Raw genomic sequence first — 24,863 nt, forward strand, 5'->3', positions numbered from 1 at the left:
ATCGACCGGACGGAGGCGCCCGGTCGATGAGAAAGTCGCCACGAAACTCGAGGTTGGAGTGTCTTTTTCCGACGACTCCGTCGTTCGAGCAGCCTTATTCCAGCCGCCCTGCGGCGTGGTTCAGCATAGTGTAGACCTTGCCCGCCTCGCCTGTGAGGAGATCGAGCGTCCGCGCGCCGTCGCGATCGTTGCGGCCCGTTTCATTGAGCAGCTCGTCGAAATTGCGGATGTATTGGTCGATGGTGTTGCGGAAGTCCGCGTCGGCGCGATATCTGCGGCGGATTTCCTCGAGGGTCTGGTGGCCTTGCGCCGTATAGAGCCGGCGCGAGAGCAGTCCCTGCCGCTCGCCTCTCTGGAAACGCCTCCACAATTCGGCCACCGCCGCATTATCGACCATGCGGGCGATATCGAGGGTCAGATTGTCGAGCGCGCCCGAAGCTTGCGCCTGGTTCGGCCGCTGATTGGCCGGTGCAGGCTCCGCCTCGTCCTGGGAGGCGCGCGCCAGCAGATCGGTCAGCCAGCCCTGGCCGCCGGGGCCCGGCGCGCGGGCGGCGGGCGAGGGGGCCGGGGCCGCCGGCCTTTGGCGGCTCGCTTCGCGCGCCGTCTCGGCGCCGCGTCCGGCCGGCTCAAAGGGACGGCGCGCGCCGCCGGCGCCGGTTTCGGAAATATCGTAGACCCGGCTGGAGCGGGCGACGATGTCGGTCAGCTCGTTGAGCGCCTTGACCTGATCCCCCACGACGCGGCGCAGCGCCGCCGCCTGTTCCGCGGTTTCGCGCGGCAGCTCCTGGGCCCCGCGCCGCACCTCGGCGCGCGTGGTTTCCATCTCGTCGTGGATTTCCTGCGCGAGACCCCGAATCTCGGTGACGGCCGAGGCGAATCTTTCGGCGGCTTCGGAGAAGATCGCGTTCAGTTCGCCGTTGGCCTGTTCGTAGGCCGACCGCAACGCAGCCGCCGTCTGGTCGCGCTCGGTCTCCGCGGCCGACCGGATCGCCGAGAAGCCTTCGTCCACGACATGCGCCGTTTCCTGCGCGGTTTGCTTCAGCATGCCTCCGATGTTTCCGGCCCGCGTTTCGACCTCGCGGAAGCTTTGGTCCATCATTCCGGTGAAAGCGCTCAGCGAGCCCTGGAACTCGGCCTGTTTCTGGTCCATCAGCGAAACCAGGGTCGCCAGCGACTCGCGCCGCGCCTCGAAGGCTGCGTCCAGAGCGCCCTGGCTGCGCGACAATTGCTCCGCGCTCTGCGCCAGCGAGCGCTGATGGCTTTCCATCTGGCCGACGATGACGGAGGCGTCGCCCACGGCGCTGTCGGCCACGGCGTCGAGAGCCTCGATCTGGCTCGCGACCGATTCGATCGCGTTCTTGAACTCCGCCAGCCGTCCGCCGAGCTCGGTTTCGAGCTTGGCGAAATTGCCCCCCGCCTGTTCGATGATGTGCTGCAGGGAGCTGTTGGTCCGCCCGAGGCTTTCGAGCAGCGCGGGGAGTTCGGAGCGCAGCTTTTCGTTGGTGGAGACGAGCGTGGCGACGGAGGTCTGGGCGCCCTCGTTCAACGCGCCCGCCAGCAGGCTGGCGGAGTGTTCGATCGCGCCCACGAGTTCGTCCCGCTTGCGGTTGAGATGATCGAGGAGCGTGTCGGTCCGGTTGTCGATGGCCTGAGAAACGAGGTCGCCCACTCTCGAGAGTTCCTGGGTGACATCCGCGCCGCGGTCGCCCAGAACCGCGTGAATCTGCCCCAGCCTTCGGTCGAGCGAAGAATTGATGTCGTCGACATGCTGCGTCAGGGTCTGGCCCAGTTCGCCCGTCCTGGAGTGCAGGGCGGCGTCGAGCTCGCGCCGGGCGGCGGCGAGGGTTTCGTGAATTTCGGCGACGCGCGCCGCGATCGTGTCGGCGACCAGACGGCCGCGCTCTCCGAGTTCGTCGGAGACCTGACTGAGCTTCTGGACCACATTGGTCTCGAACACGTCGATGCGGCTGTCCAGGGTTTCGAAGAGCTCGATGCGGTCGTCGAGAACGCTGGCGATTTCTTCGGCCTTGCCGCCGAGCGCCTGGTTGATCTGCTGCGTTTTATCCACGAGCGACTGGGTGAGCGCGTTGGAGCGCGCGACGATCGTCTCGTCGAGCTCCTTGAGCTTGGCGTCCAGGGCGGCTGCTGCCTGCTGGCTGCCTTCGCTGAACGCGCGCGCCACTTCGATCGCGTGTTTCGCCATGGAGTCATGGAGATTCTGATGGCCTGCCGAGAGCCCGGCGTCGATCCGGCCGGCCAGGGCCTCGATCCGCTCGCCGGCTTGCCGCGCGCGGCCGTCGGCGGCGGTCTCGATGTTCTGGAGTTTCTCGTCGAGAATCTCGGACATCGAATTCGCCCGCTCGTCGAGCTTGTTGACCAGCGCGCCGCCTTTTTGCGTGAGGGCGGTTTCGATGGCGTCGAGCCTCTGCCCGACCTCGGCGGCCAGTTTGTCCGCGCTGGCGCCGATCCGGCCGGTCACCACGGCGTTATGCGCGTCGAGCTGCTCGATGAGCGCGCCGCTGCGCGCGAAGATGGAATTCTCGACGCCGAGCAGCTTTTCGTCCAGCTCCTGCCCGAAGCGCCGCGAATTGTCGCCGATCTTCGCTGCGATCTGCTCGGATTGCGCGGAAATCTTCTCGAGGAATTCTCCGCCCCCTCCGACGATGGCTTTTTCCACCCCGCTGAGCTTCTCGTCGAGCTCCTCGCCGAAATGGCGGGAGTTGTCGCCGATTCTCGCCGCGAGGCGTTCGGATTCGGAGGAGATCTTGTAGAGCAGCTGGTCGCCCTGGCGGGTCAGGGACTCTTCCATGGCGTTGAGCCGGTCTCCGAGGGTTTCGGAGATTTGCTGCGAGCAATCCGCCAGCCGCGCCGAGGTTTCCTGGGTTTGTGCGATGAGGCGATCCGCCAGAGCCCCGCCGCGCTCCACGATCGTTTCGTCGACGGCGCGCAGCCCCTGCTCCACCTGCGAGGTGAAATTCTGGGAGTGTTCGACGATTCGCTCGGTCAGGGCGCTGCCGTGGCTGAGCAGCGCGCGCTCGAACAGTTCGAGATGATCCCCGAGCTCTTTGGCGATGTGACCGCCGCGCTCCGCCAGACTGTTTGCGACCTGTCCGCCATTGTCGACGACGACGCTCTCGAACTCGGCGAGACGCTCGGCGAGGGTTTCGGTGATCCTGTCTCCCTGCACGGCTATGGCGACGACCGCGTCCCCGATGGTCGAGGCGAAGCGGTTCTGCGCCGCTGCGGAATTCTCGGCGAGCGCCGCGGTCGCTTCCTCGATCGTCTGTTGCAGGGAGTTCCGCAGTTCCTCTCCGTGAGCGGCGAGTTCGTCCTTGACCCCGCTCCTTTGCGTTTCCAGCAGGCTTGAAAGCTGTTCGCCCGATTTCTCCAGAGCGGCAGCGCGCTCCGCAAGCAGCACATCCAGTCGCCCGGCCTGTTCCGACACTCTCGAAGCGACCGCGTCGCCATGGCGGCGCACGGTGGCCTCGAAAGCGGTCATGCCCTCGGCCAGCGCGGCGTTGACGCGCTCGCTGTGGCCGCCGACGCTCTCCGCGGCCGCGCTCGAAGCCTCGGTCACCCTCTGTTCGAATTCGGCGAGGCGAGCCGAAATCAGCGAGCGAGCCGCCTCTTCGCGCTCCAGTAGAGTCGCCGCCGCCGCATCGCTCTGCCGGGCGACCGCCTGTTCGAACGACGTCAGCCGTTCGGTCACGACTGCGGTGGCGCGCTCTCCGGATTCGCTGACGCGCGCGACGATCGCCTCGCCATGTCGACCGAACCCGTCCTCGAAAACGGCGAGGCCTTCGGTCAGGGCGAGACTGATCTGATCCGCGTGCTCGGCCACTTTGGTGGCGGCGTCGCCGCTTGCGCGCACTACGGTTTCCTCGAAGGCGGCGAGGCGGTCGGCGAGGGTTGCGCCGATCTTCTCGCCGTGGATCGCCACCTGGGCGGCCAGGCCGTCGCCGTGCTGCGCCACGCTCGCCTCGAAAGCGGCCAGTCCCTCGGTGAGGGCGGTGCTGGCGCGCTCGCTCTGTTCGGTGATGCGGGCGGCGATTTCTTCGCCCCGGCGCTCCACGGCTCCGTCGATATTGGCGAGGCTTTCAGCCAGATTCCTGGCGATGTTCTCACCGTGCGTGGAAAGCCGCTCGGCGGCGTCGCCGGCATGACGCGCCACGGAAGCCTCATAGGCGGCGAGTTTCTCGGTGAGCGAGGCGGCGGCCTGTTCGCCGCGCTCCATCACGCGGACCGCGATCTCATCGCTGTGTTTGCCGAAGTTTTCTTCGAAAGCGCCGAGATTTTCGGCCAGCGTGGAAGCGACGCGCTCGCCTTGTTCGGAAACGGCTTCCGCGACCTCGGCGCTCTTTTGCGAAACGAGGCTCTCGAAAGCCGCCAGACGCTCGCTCAGCTCGCCGGCGGCCCGATCGCTGTGTTCGGCGATCTGCGCAATCAAGGCGTCGCCCTGCTTGCCGAAGCCGTTTTCCAGGGAGGCGATGCCCTCGCTCAGCGAGGCGGCCATTCGGTCGCCGTGCTCCATCAGCCTTTCGGCCGCCTCGTCGGCCCTCTCGACCATTCCGGCGGCGGTCGCTGCGATCTGCTCGGCCATGACGGCGCCGGCCTTCTCGCCTTGCTCGGTGACGCGGGCGACGATTTCTTCCCCGTGGCGCCCGAAACCTTCCTCGAAGGCAGCCAGCCCATCGGTCAGCGCAGTCGCTATGCGGTCGCCATGTTCCGCGATGCGGGTCACGGCTTCTCCGCTGGTCCGAACCAACGCGTCCTCGAAGGCGGCTACGCCTTCCTCGATGGCGGATTGCAGCGTCGCGCCCTGATCGGCCACGCGCGTCGCCGCCTCGCTGCTCGCGCGCGTCATGGCTTCTTCCAAAGCCGACAATCCCCCGTTGAGAGCGGATTGAAGGGCCGCGCTTTGCTCGAAGACGCGGGCCGTCGCTTCGGCGCCGACGCGAGAGACGGATTCTTCGAGAGCCGCCAATCCGCCGGCGACGACGTTCTGGACGGCCTCGCTGTGCTCTGCGACGCGGGCAGTGGTCTCGCCGCTGGCGCGGGCGACGGTTTCCTCGAAGGCGGCCAACCCGCCGGCGACGACGTTCTGAACGGCCTCGCTGTGCTCTGCGACGCGGGCAGCGGTCTCGCCGCTGGCGCGGGCGACGGTTTCCTCGAAGGCGGCCAACCCGCCGACGACGACGTTCTGAACGGCCTCGCTGTGCTCTGCGACGCGGGCAGTGGTCTCGCCGCTGGCGCGGGCGACGGTTTCCTCGAAGGCGGCCAACCCGCCAGCGAGCACGTTTTGGACGGCCTCGCTGTGCTCTGCGACGCGGGCAGCGGTTTCGCCGCTGGCGCGGGCGACGGTTTCCTCGAAGGCGGCCAACCCGCCGGCGACGACGTTCTGGACGGCTTCGCTGTGCTCTGCGACGCGGGCAGCGGTTTCGCCGCTGGCGCGGGCGACGGTTTCCTCGAAGGCGGCCAACCCGCCGGCGACAACGTTCTGGACGGCTTCGCTGTGCTCTGCGACGCGGGCAGCGGTCTCGCCGCTGGCGCGGGCGACGGTTTCCTCGAAGGCGGCCAACCTGCCGGCGACGACGTTCTGGACGGCCTCGCTGTGCTCGGCGATGCGGGCAGTGGTCTCGCCGCTGGCGCGGGCGACGGTTTCCTCGAAGGCGGCCAATCCGCCAGCGAGGATGTTCTGCGCGTCGGCGCCGCGCTCGGCGACCCGGTCGGCGATTTGCGAGCCTTGCACCAGCACGCTTTCTTCAAACGTCCGCAGACGTTCCGCGAGGGTTTCGGTCAGCCGGTCGCCATGAACGCCGATCGCCGCGACCGCGTCTCCTGCGAGGGAGGCGAAACGCTCGTGAACGGAATTGGCGTGTTCGCCGAGGGCGGCCGCGGTGTCCGACAGGCGGGCGGTCAAGCTCTCGTGCATCGCCTGGCCGCGGGTCTCGAAATCTTCGCGGGCGACCCGGTGCGCCGCGTCCAGCAGGTTGCCGAGCTCGGCTTCCGCATGTTCGAAAGCCGCTTTCGCGCCCTCGACATGCTGAGTCATCCTTTCGGTCAGGCGCTCGGTGGCGGTCTGCATGGAGGCGTCGAGGGCGCCGCTGCGGACCGTCAGCGTCTGCTCGAGGGTTTCTCCGGCTTCGGCGAGGCGGGCCGCAAGGCGGTCGCTCTCGCTTGCGAGGTTCTGGGTCATTCTGGAGCCCAACGCGTCGACGGCTTCCACGAAATGCGCGCTGCGCGAACCGAATTCATTGGTCAGATCGGCGCCGACGGACTGCAGCCTCTGGTCGACCTCCAGAACGCCCGCCGAGAAACGCTCGGCGACGTCCTGTGTGGCGACGGCGATTTTCTGAGCCACTTCGTCGCCGGTCTGGGACAGCTTTCCGATGAGCCGCTCGCTGCGTTCGGCGAATAGGCGGTCGACGCCGTCTCCCGCCTGCTCCAGCGCGATTTTGACTTCCGCGCTCTTGGCGCCGAGGGCGGCGGCGACGCGAGAGCTCGCGTCGCCGACCTGCTCGACGACTTGCGCGGAGGCGGCGGACAATTCCTGCGACAGGGAGTCGCGCGCCCCGAAAAGAGCGGTGCGGGCGTTGTCGGCGTTGACGAGGACCGCCTCGCGCTCCCGCGCCAGCTCGTCGATCAGCAGCCGGATGCGTCTTTCGTTTTCCGAATAGGACCGCTCGAGATTGGTCACTTCGGTGCGCACGATCACTTCCAGCTCGCCGGCGCGCGACAGCGCTCTCTCGATGCCGTCGCCCATGGAGGCCGCCTCGCGGCGAATCGCCTGGGACAGCGCCAGGACCTGCTCTGTCGCGATGGTCTCGGGTTCGATCAGCCTGATGGCGACTTCGGTCATCGCATTGGCGATGAGCCGCATTTCATGGGCGCGGCGCGCCATCACGCCGGTGACGAAAATGAAGACGATGGGCGCGAGCAGCGCGAGCAGGGTGAGGATCGGTTTGGGCGCGAGGAAGGAGCGGTCTTCGCCGAGAATATCCGCCTGATGGAAATAGATGAACAAGGTCCAGAGCACGGCCCAGGCCGCGATCGACGCCATCGTGGCCGCCATGATCGCGGGATTGGGGGGAATCTCCAGCGCCTGGCGGAGTTCTCCGATCGTCCTGCGGTCGTCGTTGGCCGGCTCGTTCTTGGGCGCGACGGGCGAAGGCTTGGGCTGAGGCGGGGGGGCGGCCGGCGCGGGCGCGGGCGTCGGCGACGCGGGCGCCGGCTTCGCTGCTGCGGGAGCCTGCGGGGTCGGTTCCGCGGGCGCCGCCGGGGCGGGGGCTTTCGCCGGCGTTCTGGCGGCCGGCGGCGGCTCCGCGGCGGGCGGGCGGGTCTCCAGCAAAGGCTCGCGCGGTTCTTTCTTCACGGTTTTTTCGCTGGGCTTGAGGCGCGGCGGCAATTGCAGATTGAGCGTGGGGTTGCTCGAGTCCTTGGCGGGCTCGTCCGCAGGCCCGGCTTTGGGCTCCGGGACGACTCCGCTCATCGCAGCCGCGATATTGACCGGCGATTTGGTCGGCTCCGGGGATTTGCCGGCGCCGGATTGCTCCGCCGCGGAGTCCGGCTTGTTGAGATCCAACGCCTCTTCGATCGCCGATAAAGCCGCGGCGGCCGCATCCTGGATCTTGCCCGATATCGCCATTGCACCTTACTCCGAGCGCGAGTCCAAAAGAGCCCGCTCACTCTATCTCACTCGCGCGACGTCAAAAATTAACCAAATCTTACAGCCCTTCATACACAATTGAAACCAGCGCCCTCTTTCGAAACATAAACGTCGTTAACGAGGCCTTCGCACTCGGTCGTCGGGCTGCGTGAAGTAGCTAAAGAATCAGGCGCAAAGAATGTCGCCGGACTCCTGTAGTAGAGTTTGGTTAATCCGCCGTTCGCGACGCCCGCTTTTGGTTCGGCGCCGAAAGCCGTCCGGCAGGCGTCCATGCGACGCATTGGAGATCGCCATGGGAAAATTCTTCGCCGCTGAGCAGATAGAAGTCCAGGCCGTCGAGAGGGCGGGAAAGGAGCGCACGGGCAGCCCCGTGATCGATCTCGTCCATCTCTCGCGGCAAACCCTCGGGGACAGCGAGCTCGAGAACGAACTCCTGATATTGTTCGACCGGCAGGCCCTGCAATTCGCCGCAAGGCTCGCTTTGCCCGCCGCTCCGGGCGAGAGCGGGCAGCGCGGCGATCTGGCGCATACGCTCAAGGGATCGGCGAGGGCGATCGGGGCATTCGAGCTCGGCGAAGCTGCGGACGCCTATGAGATCGCAGTGCGGGCCGGCGCTCCGGAGACGGAGTTCGCCCTGAAGCGTCTCCAGGCCGCGATCGACAGGGCCCATAAGGAAATCGCGCGGCTGTTGTGAGCGCGTCTCGAGCCGGCGAGCGAAAAATTCCAGCCGGAGCCGCGGGCTCCGGCCGCAGAGCCTAAAACGGACTGACGGGGAAATATTTCAGGTAGAGCTCGGCGTAGGCGCCTCGTTCGGCCAGGCGGGCCAGCGCGTAATCCAGGGCGAGGCGCAGGGATTTGGCTCCCTTCTTGACGGCGATCCCTGCTCCCTCCCCGAAAAAGCGGGCGTCGACATAAGGGCCGCCCTTGAAGGCGCAGCATCCCGCGGCTTCGGCGCCGTTCAACCAATAGGACAAGGATATGGCGTCGCCGAAAAGCGCGTTGACGCGCCCGGACTTGAGGGCCGCGCGGGCCAGATCCTCGTTCTCGAAGGGCGACAGTTTCGCCTTGGGAAAGAAGGCATTCAGATAGGCTTCGTGCTTCGAGCCCGCGACGACCGCGATCAGCCGATCCTGCAGGGCCTCCGGCGAGGCGGTCGTCAAAGTGGTGTCGACGCGCATGGCGAACCGCCCCGGCGTGACATAATAGGGCGCAGTGAAATCGGCGACGGCGCTATGTTCCGGCGTGATCGCCAGCGAGGCGATCGCCGCGTCGGCGCCGCCGTCTTCGAGCGACGGCAACAGCAGGTCCCAGCGCCGGCGCTGGATGGTGCAGCCGAGGTCGAGTTCCTCGCAGATCGCCTTGGCGAGTTCGACGTTGAAGCCCGTCAGCCGCCCGTCGGGCAGAGCGAAATTGAACGGCGGATAATCGTCTTCGGTCACGAAGCGCAACTGCCTGAGGCCGTGCAGGTCGGGCTTCTGCGCAATGTGGGCGGGGTCCCAGAAATCCGGGGCGGCGGTTGTTTCCGCGGCCGCGGGACCCGCCGCCTGGGCCGGCGCGCCGGCCATCAGCAGAAACGCCGCCGCGCAAATGCGCGGGAGGCGATACCAGGCGTTCGCAACGGTGGCTGTCACTTGTCGGCTTCCTTGCGCGGCTCCGCCCTTCGTTCGAACCTGCCGGGTCCAACCTCGAGGCGCATCCGGCTCAAACGGAATCGAACGCGCTCCAAATCTCATTGATGGAGCATGTTCTTTTCCAAAAACCGCTCCGCATGTTTTTAGAACGGAATGTCGTCGTCGAGCTGGTCGGACAAGCGCCCGCCGCCGGCCGGGGGCTGCCGGCGTTCGGAGCCGGATCTTTCCATCGGCGAAGACCGCCCGAAGCTGCCGCCGCTCTCTCTTCCGCCGAAGCTCTGGGAGTCATAGTCTCCGTCGCGCCCGCCCTTGCTGTCGAGCAGGGTCAGTTCTCCGCGGAAGCGCTGCAGCACGATGTCCGTGACCTTGCGCTGATTGCCGTCCTTGTCGGTGTATTCGCGCGTCGCCAGCTGCCCTTCGAGATATATCTTCGATCCCTTGCGGCAATATTGCTCGGCGATGCGGCCGAGGTTCTCGTTGAATATCGAGATATTGTGCCACTCGGTGCGGTCTTTTCTCTCGCCGGTGTTCTTGTCCCGCCAGGATTCGGTCGTGGCCAGGGAAAAGGAAACCACGCGATCGCCCGAGGGGAGCGTGCGCACCTCGGGATCGCGGCCCAGATTGCCGACCAGGATTACCTTGTTGACGCTGCCCGCCATAACTATTCTCCACTACGCTTTCGTCGGCACACTAGCCCAAGGCGCGCGCGCGCGCGGTCTGGCGCGAGGGTTGTCCACAGATGGTTTGCATATAGCTGTCGTTCTGTTTATGTTCTAGCGCTCCCGCCGCTTCGATGCAAGCCGCTCCGGCGCCGGAAGCTCAACTCGTTTGTGATCCCTGCGCCTTCCTGTGGATTAGCGCTTCGGCTCGTGGCATGGAAAAAGCTGGAACGCATTTCGCACAGGCCGAGCGCTTTTGCGGCAAGAATGCGCTCCGCACCGTCAAAACGCGCGATCCCCCCATAAAGGTTCGACCCTTCCCATGGCGAACACCGCTGCAAAAAAGACCGGCCTCGAGACCTCTCCGCCTGCGGCGAAGACAGCGCCGGGCGAGTCGAGGACCATCTCCATCCGCGGCGCGCGCGAGCATAACCTCAAAAACGTCGATCTCGTGATTCCGCGCGACGAGCTCGTGGTGTTCACGGGGCTTTCGGGTTCGGGCAAATCTTCCCTCGCCTTCGACACCATCTATGCCGAAGGACAGCGGCGCTATGTCGAGTCGCTCTCCGCCTATGCGCGGCAGTTTCTCGAGATGATGCAGAAGCCGGACGTCGACCAGATCGACGGGCTCTCCCCGGCCATATCGATAGAGCAGAAAACCACCTCGAAAAACCCGCGCTCGACCGTGGGAACGGTGACGGAAATCCACGATTACATGCGTCTCCTGTGGGCGCGCGTCGGAACGCCTTTTTCTCCCGCCACCGGCCTGCCGATCGAGAGTCAGACCGTCTCCCAGATGGTCGACCGGGTGCTCGCCTTGCCGCAGGGGACGCGGCTCTACCTGCTGGCGCCGGTCGTGCGCGGACGCAAAGGCGAATACAAAAAGGAAATCGCCGAATATACGAGGCGCGGGTTCCAGCGGCTCAAGGTCGACGGCGTCTATTACGAGATCGTGGATGTTCCGGCGCTCGACAAAAAGCTCAAGCACGACATCGACGTCGTGGTCGACCGCATCGTCGTGCGCCCCGATCTCGCCTCGCGCCTCGCGGATAGTTTCGAGACCGCCCTGGAGCTGTCCCAGGGGCTGGCGGTGGCCGAATTCGCCGACGGCTCCGCGGCGACCGCCGCTGCGGATGTTCCGGTGACGGCGGCCAGCCTGCGCGTCGCCTCGCATTACGCGCCTGCGCATATCATGTTTTCTTCGAAATTCGCCTGCCCGACATCCGGTTTCACGATACCCGAAATCGAGCCGCGGCTGTTCTCGTTCAACAATCCTTTCGGCGCCTGCCCCAAATGCGGGGGGATCGGGCACGAACAGAAGATCGATCCCGACCTCGTCGTGCCCGACCCTGGGCTGACCCTGCGCAAGGGAGCGATCGCGCCCTGGGCGAAATCATCTTCGCCCTATTACATGCAAACTCTCGAAGCTTTGGGGCGCCACTACAAATTCCGCCTGGAGACGGCGTTCGAGGCGCTGCCGGCGGCGGCCCAGCGCGTGATCCTGCTCGGATCGGGCAATGAGGAAATCCGCTTCTCCTACGAAGACGGTTTTCGCAACTATGACGTCAAGAAGCCGTTCGAGGGCGTCATTCCCAATCTGGAGCGCCGTTATCTGGAGACGGACAGCGACGCCTCGCGCGAGGACATCGCCCGCTTCATGTCGGCGACGCCCTGCCGGGCCTGCAACGGTTTTCGTTTGAAGCCCGAGGCTCTGGCGGTGAAAATCGCCCACAAGCACATCGGCGAGGTGTCGGAGCTTTCGGTGCGCGCCGCGCTGGAGTGGTTTTCCGCGCTGCCCGCGGCCCTCACCAAGAAACAGAACGAGATCGCCTATCGCATATTGAAGGAAATCCGGGACCGTCTGGTTTTCCTGGTCGACGTCGGGCTTGATTATCTCACTCTGTCCCGCAATTCAGGCTCTCTGTCCGGCGGGGAAAGCCAGCGCATCCGGCTCGCGTCGCAGATCGGCTCGGGGCTGACCGGCGTGCTCTATGTGCTCGACGAACCCTCGATCGGCCTGCACCAGCGCGACAACGACCGGTTGCTCGACACATTGCGCAGGCTTCGCGATCTCGGCAACAGCGTCATCGTCGTGGAGCACGACGAAGACGCCATATTGGCCGCCGATCATGTCGTCGACGTCGGGCCGGGCGCCGGCATTCACGGCGGCAGGATCATCGCCCAGGGAACGCCGGCCGAGATCATGGCGGACCCCAACTCGCTCACCGGGCAGTATCTGACCGGCGCGCGTCAGGTCAGGCTGGCGCACAAGCTGCGCAAGCCCGAACCGGGCAGATGGCTGAATCTGTTCGGCGCCCGCGGCAACAACCTCAAGAATGTCGACGCCCATATCCCGCTCGGCCTGTTCACCTGCATCACCGGAGTTTCGGGCGGAGGCAAATCGACGCTCATCATCGAAACCCTGTACAAGGCCGTCGCCAAGAAACTGAACGGCGCTCACGAGCAGCCGGCGCCCTTCGAGCGCATCGAGGGCCTCGAACAGATCGACAAGATCATCGACATCGATCAATCCCCGATCGGGCGCACGCCGCGCTCCAATCCGGCGACCTACACCGGCGCCTTCACGCCGATACGCGAATGGTTCGCCGGCCTGCCGGAGGCCAAGGCGCGCGGCTATGCGCCGGGGCGTTTCTCCTTCAACATCAAAGGCGGGCGTTGCGAGGCCTGCCAGGGCGACGGCGTCATCAAGATAGAGATGCACTTCCTGCCGGACGTTTACGTGACCTGCGACGTCTGCAAGGGCAAGCGTTACGATCGCGAGACGCTGGAAGTGAAATACCGGGAAAAATCCATCGCCGACGTGCTCGACATGACGGTGGAGGAAGCGGCGGAACTGTTCAAGGCTGCGCCGGCGATCCGCGACCGGCTGGAGACGTTGAAGCGCGTCGGACTGGAATATGTGAGGGTCGGCCAGCAGGCGACGACGCTCTCGGGCGGCGAGGCGCAACGGGTCAAGCTCGCCAAGGAGCTTGCGCGCCGATCCACCGGACGCACCCTCTATATTCTCGACGAGCCGACCACGGGATTGCATTTCCACGATGTGGCAAAGCTCCTCGAGGTGCTGCACGAGCTGGTCGCGCAGGGCAACAGCGTCGTCGTCATCGAGCACAATCTGGAAGTCATCAAGACCGCGGATTGGGTGATCGACCTCGGTCCGGAAGGCGGCGACGGCGGCGGCGAGATCGTCGCTGCGGGCCCCCCCGCGGAAATCGTGAAGGAAAAGCGCAGCCACACCGGGCGCTATCTCGGCGAGGCGATGGCGCGGAGGCCCGCGGCGGAGCAGGGAGGAAAAGCGGCCGTCAAGGGAGGTCGCAAGGGAAAATAGCGGGTTGGCGTCGCCGCTTCTAAAGCGCGTCGGCGCCGGAGCTTTTCACGCTCGCGGCGCCGACGAAGAAAATTCAAGCGCTTTGCGAATCCTTGCGCTCAATGCGCGTCTGCGGTTTCGTTGCTTGGAAGCACGTCGCGCAGGCGCTTGCCCTCGACCCAGGCGAAGCCCGCGTCAGGCTCGGCGCAATGGATGTTCTCAGCGGCGATGAGTTGGTCGCAGAGCATGACGCAAATGGCGTCGATCGGCGCGCTGCGGTCGTTTTCCTCGGTCATGCGGTCGATGGAGATTTCGCCCATTTCCTCGCCGTCGACGATATGGATGATGAAGACTTCCTCATGACCGGCGGCGCCATGCGCGTTCACGCGGAAGGTTTCGCCCTTGTAAAGAAATTCCCTGATCATTCCCGACCCCTCGTTTGTCGTTTTTTATGCCGCCTGAGGCGAGCCGGGCCGCGATACTATCGGGGGAGAGACACTGGTCAAGAAGCGTTTACGTCGCAGTTCCAAAGCGTTATATAGTCGAAATAGGAATGAGCGGAAGAACGGGTCGGCGCCAAGATATGCGGCGGCTCGTTTTGAATTCTGTGATCATGTTTTGGGCTTTATGGCGCCCTTAATTTAATCAGTTCGAGTTACAAGGGCCTGGATCTTTCGTATTTCATCTTTGGTTTTCATAAAGCCTGTGCGATCAGGACCGGATTTGCATGGGCGATTTCAGGGCCTCGGCCGAGAGGTTGGAGCCATCCCGCGATGTCAATTCACGTCTCGCTTCCCATTTCTGCCGCCCCGCCTCGAGGCCCCAGACCACGCCGAGCATCATCAGCACATGGCGCCAGTGATCGATGTCGATCTGAAACGCCTGAAGGAAAAAGGCGATCAGCGTCGGAACGAAAACCTGGGCATGGCGCCGGAAGGGAGAGGGGGCGAACATCAAGCGAACGCCGACGAAGACGGTCGTTCCCACCAGCAGCACGAACAGGAAGCCGCCCAGCCAACCGTCGTTGGCGAAGGCGCCGATGTAGGAATTATGCGGCTCCAGATCGAAAACCGTGCGGAAGCGCAGGGGACCGAAACCCCAGAAACGTTCGAGCAGCATGGGAATGGAGCGCGCCTGGTTGCCGAAACGGCCGGTCGCTCCCTCGTCGTAATCCTGAGTGACGGTCGCGCGCTGCAGGAACAAGGCGCGGGTCGATTCCGTGGAAAGCAGGGCCAGAACCACCAGAGCGCCTATGACGACGGCGGTCAGGGCGGCCGTAGCTATGCGTCGTTTCAGCCGCCTGTCGTCCGAGGTGGCGTAAGCCGAGATCGCCATGAAGCTTACAGAGAAGATCGTCGCTCCCCAGGAGCCGCGCGAAAAGGACAGGAAGATTCCGGCGATGACGACGCAGAGCGTGACGGTGGTCGCGACGGCGCGCCGCGCGAGGCCGAACATCAGCTTCTGGGCGAGGTAAAGCACCGCAAGAATGAGAAAGGATCCCAGCACGTTGGGATCCTTGAAGGTGCCGGCCGCCCGGCCCCAGGTGGCGAATGTGGCGCCCGTCCCGCCTATGTCGAAATAGCCGATGATGCCCGCGCTCGCCGCGACCAGCGCCCCCGCCGCGAAGCCGGACAGCACGACTTCCGCGCGTTCCAGGGTGCGGTCGCCGATGAAGGCCGCGAAAAACAGCGCGGTGAGGGTCAGATAGGCCGACTGGTACTGATACATCGCGGAGTCGGCGACATGCCAGTAGGGTATCAGCGCGAGGAAGCCGACGATCGTGTAGAGGATCATCATGGCCGCGAAGAGCATGAAGCTCCTGTGCAGCGCGAAGCCGCCCAGGAACCACAAGGGAATCGCGACCAGCGAAGCAAAATCATAGGGCGACGGCTCGATCAGCGCGATCGCGCCGCTGGCCACGAAAATCCATACGGCGGCGTCGACCAGCTTCTGATAGTCGAAAACGAGGGCTGCGCCCCGAGCCGCCCCTCGATCTGAGCTCGGCGCCGTCACGCGCGATGCCTCGCCGCCATAGCCGCAAGATAGCCGGCCATAATCCCGTCGACCATGCCTTGAAGCGAGAAGCGCGTCGACGCCTGGGCGGCGAGCTGCGCCGCTCTGGCGCTTTGAAGCACGGGATGTTCCTCGAGCGCGTCTTTCAGCGCCGCACAGAGCGTCTCCGCTTGGCCGCTCGGAATGAGCCGATCGGCATAGGGCCCGAAAATTTCCGCCATTCCACCGACGCGCGTCGCGACGATCGGCTTATGCGCTCCCACGGCTTCCAGCACGATGTAGGGCAAGGATTCGAAGCGGCTGGGGACGACCAGAATGCGCCCCTGCGCGAAAGCCTCTCGCGCCGACATGGGCGGCTTGATGGCCAGTTGCGCCCCGACCCCCGCCGCTTCGGCGCGTGGGCCGAGCGCATGTTTTTCGGGGCCGTCGCCGACGAGGATGAGCCTCGGCGTGAGCTGCGCCGTCTGCTTCAGCAATCCCAGAGCCTCGATGAGCGTGTCGAGGCCCTTGGCGAAACGGAATTCGCCGACATAAAGCAATTCGGCGGCGTCATCGTTCAAAGCCACCGGCTCGAACTCTTCGGGGGCGATGCCGTTGCGCACGATCCGAGCAAGACCGCGCGGCTTCCCGACGAAGGTCTCGTAGCGGCCTGCGATGAAGGCGCTTTCAAACAGAAGCACATCGGTGCGCCGGGCCAGGATTTGCTCGGCCAGCATGAAGACGCGATGCTCCATCGAGCCCGGATTGTAGTTCAGGCTTCCTCCGTGCGGCGTATAGGCGCGCACGCCGGAGGAAGGCGCGAGGCGCGCGAACAGTCCGCCCTTCGAGCCATGCCCGTGAACGACATCCGGCTCGAGCGCCGCCAGCCGCCGCGTCACCGCCAGCAAGGCGCCGAGATCGGCGATATGCGGCGGCCGATGCATCGGCAGCCGCAGCACGCCCAACGCCAGCCCCGGCGCCAGAGCGGCGAGTTGCTCGACCGCGCGCCCGCCGCCGGTCAGGGAATCGACGATGAGGCCCACCTGATGGCCGCGGGCGACCTGTTCGCCGGCAAGATCGCGGACATGGCGGAACAGCCCACCGACGGGCGCGCGCAGCACATGAACGATCCTCAGCGGCCCGGCGCCGATGGATTTGTCGCGAGAAGCGGGTTCGGCCACTGGCCCGACGCCTTTCTTTTTAAAGAAAGCGCCCGGCGCGGGAGAGCCCAGCTCCGCCCGCTTGCGAGCCGGACGACCATGATGGCGGGAGTTTCGATCGATAGGGTTAATTAAGGGTGAGCGGGCGGCCGCATAAAAAAACCGGCGCTCCCGATTGGCGGGAGCGCCGGTTGAATCTGGTTCCAAAATGCGACGCGTCAGTTTTGCAGCGGCGCGTCCGGCACGCTGCGCGGCGCGCCTCCTCCGGCCTCCGCTTCGATTTCCGGCTCGCCCTCGAGCGCGGGGTCCTTGCGCTCTGCGCGGGGCTCGCCCTCTTGCGATCTTTTCTTTCCCGCCTCGATGATGTCGCGCTCCGGGCGCGGCAGCACAGGGCCTTCCGGGTAGACGAAGCCGAGGGTTTTCTCGCCGTTGTCTCCGCCCACCACGACCACATGCACCGCGCCGCCGTTCTTCAGTCGGCCGAAGAGAACCTCGTCGGCGAGCGGCGTCTTGATGTGGTTGTGGATCACGCGCGACATCGGCCGCGCGCCCATCGCCTCGTCGTAGCCGTGCTCGACCAGCCATGCGCGCGCTTCGTCCGAAAGGTCGATCGTCACATTGCGGTCCGCGAGCTGAGTCTCGAGTTGCATGATGAACTTGTCCACCACGCGGGCGATGACCTCGGGCGGCAGATGGCCGAAGGGCACGATCGCGTCGAGGCGGTTGCGGAATTCGGGAGCGAACAGGCGGTTGATCGCCTCGCTATCGTCGCGGTGCTGCTTCGAGCGGGTGAAGCCGATCGGCGTGCGGGCAAGATCGGCCGCGCCGGCATTGGTGGTCATGATGAGGATCACATTGCGGAAATCTATGGTCTTTCCGTTGTGGTCCGTCAGCTTGCCGTGGTCCATCACCTGCAGCAGGATGTTGTAAAGGTCCGGATGGGCCTTTTCGATCTCGTCGAGAAGCAGTACGCAATGGGGATGCTGGTCGATGGCGTCGGTCAGCAACCCGCCCTGGTCGAAGCCGACATAGCCGGGCGGAGCGCCGATCAGGCGGCTGACGGTATGGCGCTCCATATATTCCGACATGTCGAAGCGGACCAGCTCTATGCCGAGCGACACCGAAAGCTGGCGGGCCGCTTCGGTTTTGCCGACGCCGGTGGGCCCCGAGAACAGATAGCAGCCGATCGGTTTTTCGGGATCGCGCAGGCCGGCGCGGGCCAGCTTGATCGCCGAGGTGAGAGCGCCGACAGCCTTGTCCTGTCCATAGACGACGCGTTTCAGGGTCTCGTCGAGATGCGCCAGCACCTCGGTGTCGTCCTTGGACACGCTCTTGGGCGGGATCCGCGCCATGGTGGCGATCGTCGCCTCGATTTCCTTGATGCCGATGGTTTTTTTGCGCTTGTTCTCCCCGAGCAGCATCTGGGCGGCGCCGCTCTCGTCGATGACGTCGATGGCCTTGTCGGGCAGCTTGCGGTCGTGGATGTAGCGCGCCGACAGCTCGACCGCCGCCTTCACGGCCTCGCCGGTGTAGCGGATCTTGTGGAATTCCTCGAAATAGGGCTTGAGGCCCTTGATGATCTCGATGGCGTCGGGGATCGAAGGCTCGTTGACGTCGATCTTCTGGAACCGGCGGACGAGAGCGCGGTCCTTCTCGAAATACTGGCGGTATTCCTTGTAGGTGGTGGAGCCGATGCAGCGCAGGGCGCCTTGCGCCAGCGCGGGCTTCAGCAGATTGGACGCGTCCATGGCGCCGCCCGAGGTCGCGCCTGCGCCGATCACGGTGTGGATCTCGTCTATGAACAATATCGCGTTCTTGTGCTGCTCGATTTCTTTGACGACCTGCTTGAGGCGCTCCTCGAAATCGCCGCGATAACGGGTGCCGGCGAGCAGCGTGCCCATGTCCAGCGCAAAAACGGTCGCGCCCGAAAGCACTTCGGGCACCTCGCCGCGCACGATCTTCCGCGCGAGGCCTTCTGCGATCGCGGTCTTGCCGACGCCAGGGTCGCCCACGAGCAGCGGGTTGTTTTTCTGGCGGCGGCAGAGAACCTGTATGGTTCTCAGAACCTCGGATTCACGCCCGATCAGCGGATCGATCGCGCCGTCGCGCGCCTTCTTGTTGAGATTGATGCAATAGGCGTCGAGCGCGCCTTCCTTCTTGCGCTGGTCGCCGTCGCGGCCCTCGCGGGTCTCGCCGCGTTCGGAGTCCTCCTCGGCGCCGCGCGGGGAGCGGGACGAATCCGCGAGGCCGATCCGCTTGGCTATGCCGTGGCTGATGTAGTTGACCGCGTCGTAGCGGGTCATGTCCTGCTCCTGCAGGAAGTAGACCGCGTGGCTCTCGCGCTCGGCGAACAGGGCCACCAGCACATTGGCGCCGCTGACGTCCTCGCGCCCGGAGGATTGAACGCTGATGATCGCGCGCTGGACCACGCGCTGGAAGCCCGCGGTGGGCTTGCACTCCTCGGCGTCGTCGTTCACGAGGTTGTCGAGCTCGCGGTCGATGTACTCCCGCAGGTTCTTCGATAAGAGGTCCAGATCGACGGAACAGGCGCGCAGCACGGCGCTGGCGTCGCTGTCGTCGATGAGGCTGAGCAGGAGATGCTCCAGGGTCGCATATTCGTGACGACGCTCCCGCGCCGAGGCCAAGGCCCTGTCCAGGGTCTGCTTAAGATTGCGCGAGAATGCCGGCATTCTTCTTCACCCCTACTTTTTTTCCATGATGCACTGCAGCGGATGCTGATGCTTGCGGGCGAAATCCATGACTTGCGTGACCTTGGTCTCCGCGACCTCATAGGTGTAGACGCCGCATTCGCCGACACCATGATTGTGGACGTGGAGCATTATGCGCGTGGCTTCCTCGACGGATTTGTTGAAATATTTCCGCAGGACCACAATGACGAACTCTTGCGTGGTGTAGTCGTCGTTGAGCAATAAAACCCGATACATGTGAGGGCGGCGCGTCTGCGCCTGCGTCCGCGTGATGAGGGCCGTGCCCGAACCCGATCCGCCGCCTTCTCCAACGCCTTTCCTCGGTTCCTTGGCGCAGCGAAGATCCATCGATCCTCCATCCTCTCGACGAAGCGAGAGGGCGCCGATGTCCCAATGTTTTGCTCCAAGGGCCTTCACCATCGAGCCTACCTGCCTGACCTTCCCTTGCGATGCGGCGCTCGCTTCCCCGATATAGGTCGCAGGCGGCCGCTCTGTAAGGAGTTAAACATTTTTCGTGCCGCGCAGCCGCTCCGCTGCGAAATGCGCGTGGGCGGGCTGGGCGCGTCGAACGGGATCAAGTGTTCTTCCAAGAGAAGATGTTGGCAAGCGTCAAAAAAGGCGCAAGCCAAAAAAAGAGATTTCGAGCCTCCGCCCCCGCGCGTAGGCTCGGGGCCCCCGGCCGAATTTCCGGTGTTTCCGGGCAATGGCTTGATCGGAAACGGCATTTTGTCCGGCCTTGCCCCCGGGGGGCGCCAGGACGCGCCGCAGACGGCGCGGGGCGCTGCAGCGCAAGGATAACGCGGCGTTTACCTTGTTTGGATATTCAGGGGGGCGTCCAGTTCCGGGGTTGCAAATGTCGGATTTCAGACGCGTCGGCCGAGACGCCAAAGGTTCATTGTTGTGGAAGACGGCCTGGATCGCAGGCGCCACGGCGCTTCTCAGCGTTTTGGCGGCGGGGCTTCTTTCCAACATCAGCGCCAGCGAAGGCGACATGAAGCGCCTCGCCGGCTCCGCCCCGGCCGCGATTTCCCGGGCCGTGCAGCCGGCTCGTTCCTGGGCGGGAATCGACGACGCCGCCACGGCGACGATCCGCGATCCTCGCAGCAAGAGCCCGTCCGCGGCTTGCGCCAACATGGCCAGGATAGTCACCACTTACCGAACCATAGGCCCCGACGGCGAGATCGTCACCATTACGGATGCGCGGCCCAGAGTCGCGGGGGCGCCCGCCTGCGCAGAGTAGCGCGCCTTAAAAAAGTGCGTCGAAGCAGGTCGCCTGATAGGCGTTTCGTAAGCCTGACTGCAATATTTTTCGGCAAAACGCGTATTTCTTCGCAAATTTATTGACTTTGGAGCCGAGGCCCGCCAAGCATATTGCGGGTGTCGCTTCCGGTCGCCATTTTTCGAAGCGGGTCGAAGCGAACTGCCGGCGCAAACGCCCGACCGTGCAGGTAGCTGCCCATTGCAGCCGCTCCCCGACATCAGACGCGCGTCCTTCACGGCCGACGCGCGCACAGGCTCAAAATCAGACCGCCGCCGTGACGATCAGGACAATTAATGAAATTCAACGAACTCGGCCTGTCGCAAAAGGTTCTCTCGGCCGTGGAGGCCTTGGGCTACCAGCAGCCGACGCCCATCCAGGCCCAGGCCATTCCTCCGGCTTTGCAGGGCAGAGACATCCTCGGGATCGCCCAGACCGGAACCGGGAAGACCGCCGCATTCACATTGCCGATGCTTTGCCGGCTGGAACAGGGCAGGGCGCGGGCGCGGATGCCGCGCACGCTGATCCTGGAGCCGACCCGGGAACTCGCCGCCCAGGTGGAAGAATCCTTCGCCAAATACGGCGCGAACCATAAGCTGAATGTGGCGCTGCTGATCGGCGGCGTCGCCTTCGGCGACCAGGAAGCCAAGATCATGCGCGGGGCGGACGTGCTGATCGCCACGCCCGGCCGGCTCCTCGACTTTTTCGATCGCGGCAAGCTGCTTTTGACCGGCATCGAGATCCTCGTCATCGACGAGGCCGACAGGATGCTGGACATGGGCTTCATTCCGGACATCGAGCGGGTCTGCAAGCTGGTGCCCTTCACCCGCCAGACCCTGTTTTTTTCGGCGACGATGCCGCCGGAGATCACTCGCCTCACCGAGGCCTTCCTGCACAATCCCGTCCGCGTGGAAGTCGCGCGCGCGTCTTCCACGGCCTCGACCATTCGCCAGGCCATGGTTGCGTCCCACGGGCATGCGGAAAAACGCGACACGCTGCGCAATCTGATCCGCTCCGCGGACAACTTCAAGAATGCGATCATCTTCTGCAATCGCAAGCGCGATGTCGCCATCCTGCACCGATCGCTGGAGAAGCATGGATTCTCCGCGGGCGCGCTGCATGGAGACATGGACCAGATGGCGCGCATGGCGTCGCTGGACGCGTTCAAGAACGGCGATGTCTCGCTGCTGGTCTGTTCGGACGTCGCCGCCCGCGGATTGGATATCCCCGACGTCAGCCATGTTTTCAATTTCGACGTGCCGACCCACAGCGAGGATTATGTCCACCGCATCGGCCGCACGGGGAGGGCCGGACGATCCGGAGTCGCGATCACGCTCGTGACCCCCGAAGACAAGAAATATGTCGATCAGATCGAGAGCCTGATCGGCAAGGAAGTCGAGTGGGAAGGCCCCCGTCTGTCCGAATTGCCGCCGCCGCTCGAAACCTCTCGCGCCCATGATCGCAGGGGCGGCGAACAACGGGGCTCACGCCGCGGCGAGCGTAGCGGCCGCGGCCGTTCGCCGGCCGCCGCTCCCTCCGCCGAGCGCGAGGCGACCGCGTCCGCGGCTCCGCGTCCCCCACGCCGGACCCCGGAGGCCGAGCCGGTCCGGGCCGCCCGACCCCAGGCCTATGGCGAGCGCAGAGATCGCCGCCCGCGCAACCATGAGGATGACGGCCCGCCGGTGATCGGCATGGGCGATCATATTCCTTCTTTCCTGCTGAGGCCCGTGGTGTTCAAGACGGCGAAGGCCTCGGAAGAATAGGATTCCGCAGATCGAGTTTTCCAGCCGGACTTTCCGGCTGATCCGCCCGGGACCGACCAGGCCTCTCACACCGAGGAGCCCGCGCAGCGGACGTCTCGAAGGGTGAGCGGCCCAGCCTTCTGGAGCATCCTTCGAGGCTTTTTGCGTTCCGCTGAAAGCGCCTCAGGATGAGGCCTTCGAGGCGCACAGATCGAACGGTATTCGCATCAGTCCTTGAAGTCGCCCAGAACGGCGCGGATTTTCTCGGCCTGCTCTTTCAGTTTTTCATTGTCGGCCATCGATCCCGGCGGACGCAAGGCCACCCCGTCCCATCGCGGCAGAATGTGAAAATGCAGGTGAAAAATCACCTGGCCGCCGGCGCTCTCGTTGAATTGCTGCAAGGTGAGGCCGTCGGCCTGGAAAGCTTCCTTGGCGGCGCGGGCGATATGCTGCACCCGCTTGATCAGCCGCGCCAATATCTCGGCGTCGACGTCCAGCAGGCCGCGCGCGGGCGCCTTCGGGATCACGAGCACATGGCCTTCGGCGCGCGGCATGATGTCCATGATCGCGAGCGCAACGTCGTCTTCGAAGATTTTATGGGCGGGGATGTCGCCGCGTAGGATTCGGGCGAAAATATTCTGCGGATCGTAAGCGACGGCCATGAGCTTCTCCCCTGCGCTTCTTTAAGGCGCAACCTGCGAAAGTCGACATCGTTTTGCGACAGGATTGCGTTCTTGTCGTCTGGAACGCGCCCGCTCCGATTTCCTGAAAGGAGCGTTTTCTTTCCGGTCGGATGATTCCGTCCTTTCGGAAAGCGCACTAGAGTCTTTCCGGTTCAGATTGAACCGGAAAGATTCTAGATCCCCCTGTTTTATCGTGTTTTCTTCACGCGAACCGGTATCCACTTCGCTCGAAAACACTCTAGTCCCCAAATTCGAACGCGCGAATATTCGTCTCTCGGAACGGGTTCGCCGGATACACGCCCAGTATCTCTACCTCACGTGAAAAAAACCGCAATTCGTCCAGCGCGCGCGCCAGGGCGGGCTGCTCCGGATGCCCCTCGACGTCCGCCAGAAAGCGCGTCGCGGCGAACTCCCCGTCCACCATATAGCTTTCCAGCTTGGTCATGTTAACACCGTTGGTGGCGAAGCCGCCAAGGGCCTTGAACAGGGCCGCCGGGACATTGCGCACGCGGAAAATGAAGGTGGTGACGACGGCGGGGGTTTCCTTCTCCGCCCATCGGCGGGTTTTGGAGAGAATGACGAAACGCGTGGTGTTGTGGGCCTCGTCCTCCACGTTCCTTGCCAGGATGTCGAGGTCGTAGATCTCCGCCGCCAGCGCGGGCGCCAGCGCGGCCTTGACGGGATCTTTCCATTCGGCGATTTCTCTGGCGGCGCCGGCGGTGTCGCCCGCAGTGAAGGCCGAGAGGCGCAGGTCGTGGATGATCTTGCGGCATTGTCCCAGCGCATGGACATGGCTGTAGACGCTCTCCAGGCCTTTCAGAGTCGCGCCGCGCACGGCCATCAGCTGGAAATGGATCGGCAAAAAATATTCGCCGACGATATGAAGGCCCGAATTGGGCAGGAAATGGTGGATGTCCGCCACGCGGCCGGCGATGGAGTTCTCGATCGGAATCATCGCCAGGGCGGCCCGGCCCTCCGTGACCGCTGCGAAAGCGTCCTCGAATGTGGCGCAGGGCAGGGGCGTAAGGCCGGGATAAACGTCGCGGCAGGCGATATCGGAATTGGCTCCGGGCTCGCCCTGATATGAAATGAATTCTGTCACCTGCGGTCCTGCTTTCCGGGCGCGGTCCGGCGCGCCGCCTCGAGGTCTGTTTCCGTATCCACCGAAGGGCCGGCTCTGTCCAGCAGCGCCGCATCGATGCGCATTCCAGCCTCCAGCGCCCTCAGCTGCTCGAGCCGCTCCCGTTTTTCGAGCGCGGACGGCGGCAGGGCCACAAAACGCTCGAAGGCCGGTCTCCTGAAAGCGTAGACGCCGATATGATGGTAGAAGACGCCTTCTCCCCAGGGCGCTCGCGCGCGGGTGAAATAAAGCGCGCGGAGTCGTCGAGGCGATATTTCCGAGCCTACGAGTTTGGGCGTATCGGGATCGTCCTCTTCGCCGACAGCCGCTTCGGTCGCCAGAGTCGCCATATCCACGGCGGGATCCTGGAGCAGTTCCACTGCCGCCTGCAACGCCCCCTGCGGGAGGAACGGCTGATCTCCCTGAAGATCGACGACGACGTCGTGTCTGCGACCGGGGTCGACGGCGCGCAAGGCCTCCCCGATCCGATCGAGCCCGCAGGCATGGGTTTCGAAGGTCATGACGGCGCGTCCGCCGGCGGTTTCCACGGCCGCGGCGATCTCGGGCGAGTCCGTCGCCACCGCGACCGGGCCGATTCCGGCTTCGAGCCCTCGTTCGAGCACATGGGCGATCATCGGCTTGCCGGCGATGGCGGCGAGCGCCTTGCCCGGCAGCCGGGTTGATCCAATGCGCGCGGGAATGACAATGATCGGAGTCACGAGGATGCGCCCCGGGTTTAAATGTCCGCCGCCGGTGCTGGCCTTTTGTGCGCTTTCCGTCCGGTCGCGCTGGGAAGCGCCGCCGGCGACGCGCTGGAGATGGGCGATTCGGGCGGGACCCGAACGATTGGAGCGAGCCCCGCCAATGCAGGGCCGCGCTCGAATTTAGAGGACGATCGCGCCGCGGCCGGGGCGAGGAG

15 protein-coding genes are annotated in these 24,863 nt (G+C 64.8%); 4 read left to right on the forward strand and 11 right to left on the reverse strand.

The genetic code is table 11. The annotated features are described in order from the left end of the window. Positions 1-94: 94 nt before the first annotated feature. Complete coding sequence (locus H2LOC_RS18795) at positions 95-7,645, reverse strand: apolipoprotein A-IV repeat region-like domain-containing protein (protein WP_154331721.1); 7,551 nt, start codon at positions 7,643-7,645, stop codon at positions 95-97. A gap of 313 nt (positions 7,646-7,958) precedes the next feature. Between H2LOC_RS18795 and H2LOC_RS18800 the strand changes: the two genes are divergently transcribed. Then, positions 7,959-8,360 (forward strand): Hpt domain-containing protein, encoded by a 402-nt coding sequence (locus H2LOC_RS18800; protein ID WP_136497199.1) that lies wholly within the window; start codon positions 7,959-7,961, stop codon positions 8,358-8,360. Between the two features lie 61 nt (positions 8,361-8,421). On the opposite strand, the gene H2LOC_RS18805 is transcribed toward H2LOC_RS18800, so the two are convergent. Together H2LOC_RS18805 and ssb are read right to left on the reverse strand one after the other, a co-directional pair. Further along, positions 8,422-9,297 (reverse strand): transporter substrate-binding domain-containing protein, encoded by an 876-nt coding sequence (locus tag H2LOC_RS18805; RefSeq protein ID WP_246206895.1) that lies wholly within the window; start codon positions 9,295-9,297, stop codon positions 8,422-8,424. Positions 9,298-9,440: 143 nt separating this feature from the next. Beyond that, on the reverse strand, positions 9,441-9,956 hold the full coding sequence (gene ssb, locus H2LOC_RS18810; protein WP_136497198.1) for a single-stranded DNA-binding protein: 516 nt from the start codon (positions 9,954-9,956) through the stop codon (positions 9,441-9,443). A gap of 322 nt (positions 9,957-10,278) precedes the next feature. On the opposite strand from ssb, the gene uvrA reads away from it, so the two are divergent. Next, a complete protein-coding gene (gene uvrA / locus H2LOC_RS18815; protein WP_136497197.1) occupies positions 10,279-13,302 on the forward strand; it encodes an excinuclease ABC subunit UvrA in 3,024 nt (1,007 codons plus the stop codon). Positions 13,303-13,400: 98 nt separating this feature from the next. Here the strand turns inward: uvrA and H2LOC_RS18820 are convergent, their stop codons facing one another. The 5 genes from H2LOC_RS18820 to clpS form a co-directional block, all read right to left on the reverse strand. After that, on the reverse strand, positions 13,401-13,706 hold the full coding sequence (locus H2LOC_RS18820; RefSeq protein ID WP_136497196.1) for a hypothetical protein: 306 nt from the start codon (positions 13,704-13,706) through the stop codon (positions 13,401-13,403). Positions 13,707-13,992: 286 nt separating this feature from the next. Next, complete coding sequence (locus tag H2LOC_RS18825) at positions 13,993-15,294, reverse strand: O-antigen ligase family protein (protein WP_154331722.1); 1,302 nt, start codon at positions 15,292-15,294, stop codon at positions 13,993-13,995. Continuing rightward, positions 15,291-16,454 (reverse strand): glycosyltransferase family 4 protein, encoded by a 1,164-nt coding sequence (locus tag H2LOC_RS18830; RefSeq protein ID WP_246206896.1) that lies wholly within the window; start codon positions 16,452-16,454, stop codon positions 15,291-15,293. Before H2LOC_RS18830 ends, H2LOC_RS18825 begins: the two co-directional genes overlap by 4 nt. Positions 16,455-16,651: 197 nt before the next feature. Next, positions 16,652-19,123: an ATP-dependent Clp protease ATP-binding subunit ClpA gene (gene clpA / locus H2LOC_RS18835; protein WP_154331723.1), complete on the reverse strand. Its 2,472-nt coding sequence runs from the start codon at positions 19,121-19,123 to the stop codon at positions 16,652-16,654. A gap of 12 nt (positions 19,124-19,135) precedes the next feature. Further along, complete coding sequence (gene clpS, locus H2LOC_RS18840) at positions 19,136-19,489, reverse strand: ATP-dependent Clp protease adapter ClpS (RefSeq protein ID WP_136497194.1); 354 nt, start codon at positions 19,487-19,489, stop codon at positions 19,136-19,138. A gap of 505 nt (positions 19,490-19,994) precedes the next feature. Here clpS and H2LOC_RS18845 point away from each other — a divergent pair. Further along, the gene (locus H2LOC_RS18845) at positions 19,995-20,381 is read left to right on the forward strand and encodes a hypothetical protein (RefSeq protein WP_136497193.1); all 387 of its coding nucleotides are present in this window, start codon (positions 19,995-19,997) and stop codon (positions 20,379-20,381) included. A gap of 314 nt (positions 20,382-20,695) precedes the next feature. Continuing rightward, the gene (locus tag H2LOC_RS18850; protein ID WP_136497192.1) at positions 20,696-22,162 is read left to right on the forward strand and encodes a DEAD/DEAH box helicase; all 1,467 of its coding nucleotides are present in this window, start codon (positions 20,696-20,698) and stop codon (positions 22,160-22,162) included. A gap of 206 nt (positions 22,163-22,368) precedes the next feature. Here H2LOC_RS18850 and H2LOC_RS18855 read toward each other — a convergent pair whose 3' ends face one another. The 3 genes from H2LOC_RS18855 to H2LOC_RS18865 all read right to left on the reverse strand — a co-directional run bounded on the left by H2LOC_RS18855 (position 22,369) and on the right by H2LOC_RS18865 (position 24,663). After that, entirely contained in the window at positions 22,369-22,803 is a 435-nt protein-coding gene (locus tag H2LOC_RS18855) for an HIT family protein (protein WP_136497191.1), read from the reverse strand. A 259-nt stretch (positions 22,804-23,062) separates the two neighbouring features. Next, complete coding sequence (locus tag H2LOC_RS18860; protein WP_136497190.1) at positions 23,063-23,926, reverse strand: prephenate dehydratase; 864 nt, start codon at positions 23,924-23,926, stop codon at positions 23,063-23,065. Beyond that, entirely contained in the window at positions 23,923-24,663 is a 741-nt protein-coding gene (locus tag H2LOC_RS18865) for a 3-deoxy-manno-octulosonate cytidylyltransferase (protein WP_425487310.1), read from the reverse strand. Before H2LOC_RS18865 ends, H2LOC_RS18860 begins: the two co-directional genes overlap by 4 nt. Positions 24,664-24,863: the final 200 nt, after the last annotated feature.

This window comes from Methylocystis heyeri (genome assembly GCF_004802635.2).
Lineage (GTDB): Bacteria > Pseudomonadota > Alphaproteobacteria > Rhizobiales > Beijerinckiaceae > Methylocystis > Methylocystis heyeri.

What these genes read in the sequence shown, in the direction of transcription:
- H2LOC_RS18795 (WP_154331721.1), bottom strand. Translation starts at nt 7,645, where the DNA reads ATGGCGATATCGGGCAAGATCCAGGATGCGGCCGCCGCGGCTTTATCG.
- ssb (WP_136497198.1), bottom strand. Translation starts at nt 9,956, where the DNA reads ATGGCGGGCAGCGTCAACAAGGTAATCCTGGTCGGCAATCTGGGCCGC.
- H2LOC_RS18855 (WP_136497191.1), bottom strand. Translation starts at nt 22,803, where the DNA reads ATGGCCGTCGCTTACGATCCGCAGAATATTTTCGCCCGAATCCTACGC.
- H2LOC_RS18850 (WP_136497192.1), top strand. Translation starts at nt 20,696, where the DNA reads ATGAAATTCAACGAACTCGGCCTGTCGCAAAAGGTTCTCTCGGCCGTG.
- H2LOC_RS18820 (WP_136497196.1), bottom strand. Translation starts at nt 13,706, where the DNA reads ATGATCAGGGAATTTCTTTACAAGGGCGAAACCTTCCGCGTGAACGCG.
- clpA (WP_154331723.1), bottom strand. Translation starts at nt 19,123, where the DNA reads ATGCCGGCATTCTCGCGCAATCTTAAGCAGACCCTGGACAGGGCCTTG.
- uvrA (WP_136497197.1), top strand. Translation starts at nt 10,279, where the DNA reads ATGGCGAACACCGCTGCAAAAAAGACCGGCCTCGAGACCTCTCCGCCT.
- H2LOC_RS18800 (WP_136497199.1), top strand. Translation starts at nt 7,959, where the DNA reads ATGGGAAAATTCTTCGCCGCTGAGCAGATAGAAGTCCAGGCCGTCGAG.
- H2LOC_RS18845 (WP_136497193.1), top strand. Translation starts at nt 19,995, where the DNA reads ATGTCGGATTTCAGACGCGTCGGCCGAGACGCCAAAGGTTCATTGTTG.
- clpS (WP_136497194.1), bottom strand. Translation starts at nt 19,489, where the DNA reads ATGGATCTTCGCTGCGCCAAGGAACCGAGGAAAGGCGTTGGAGAAGGC.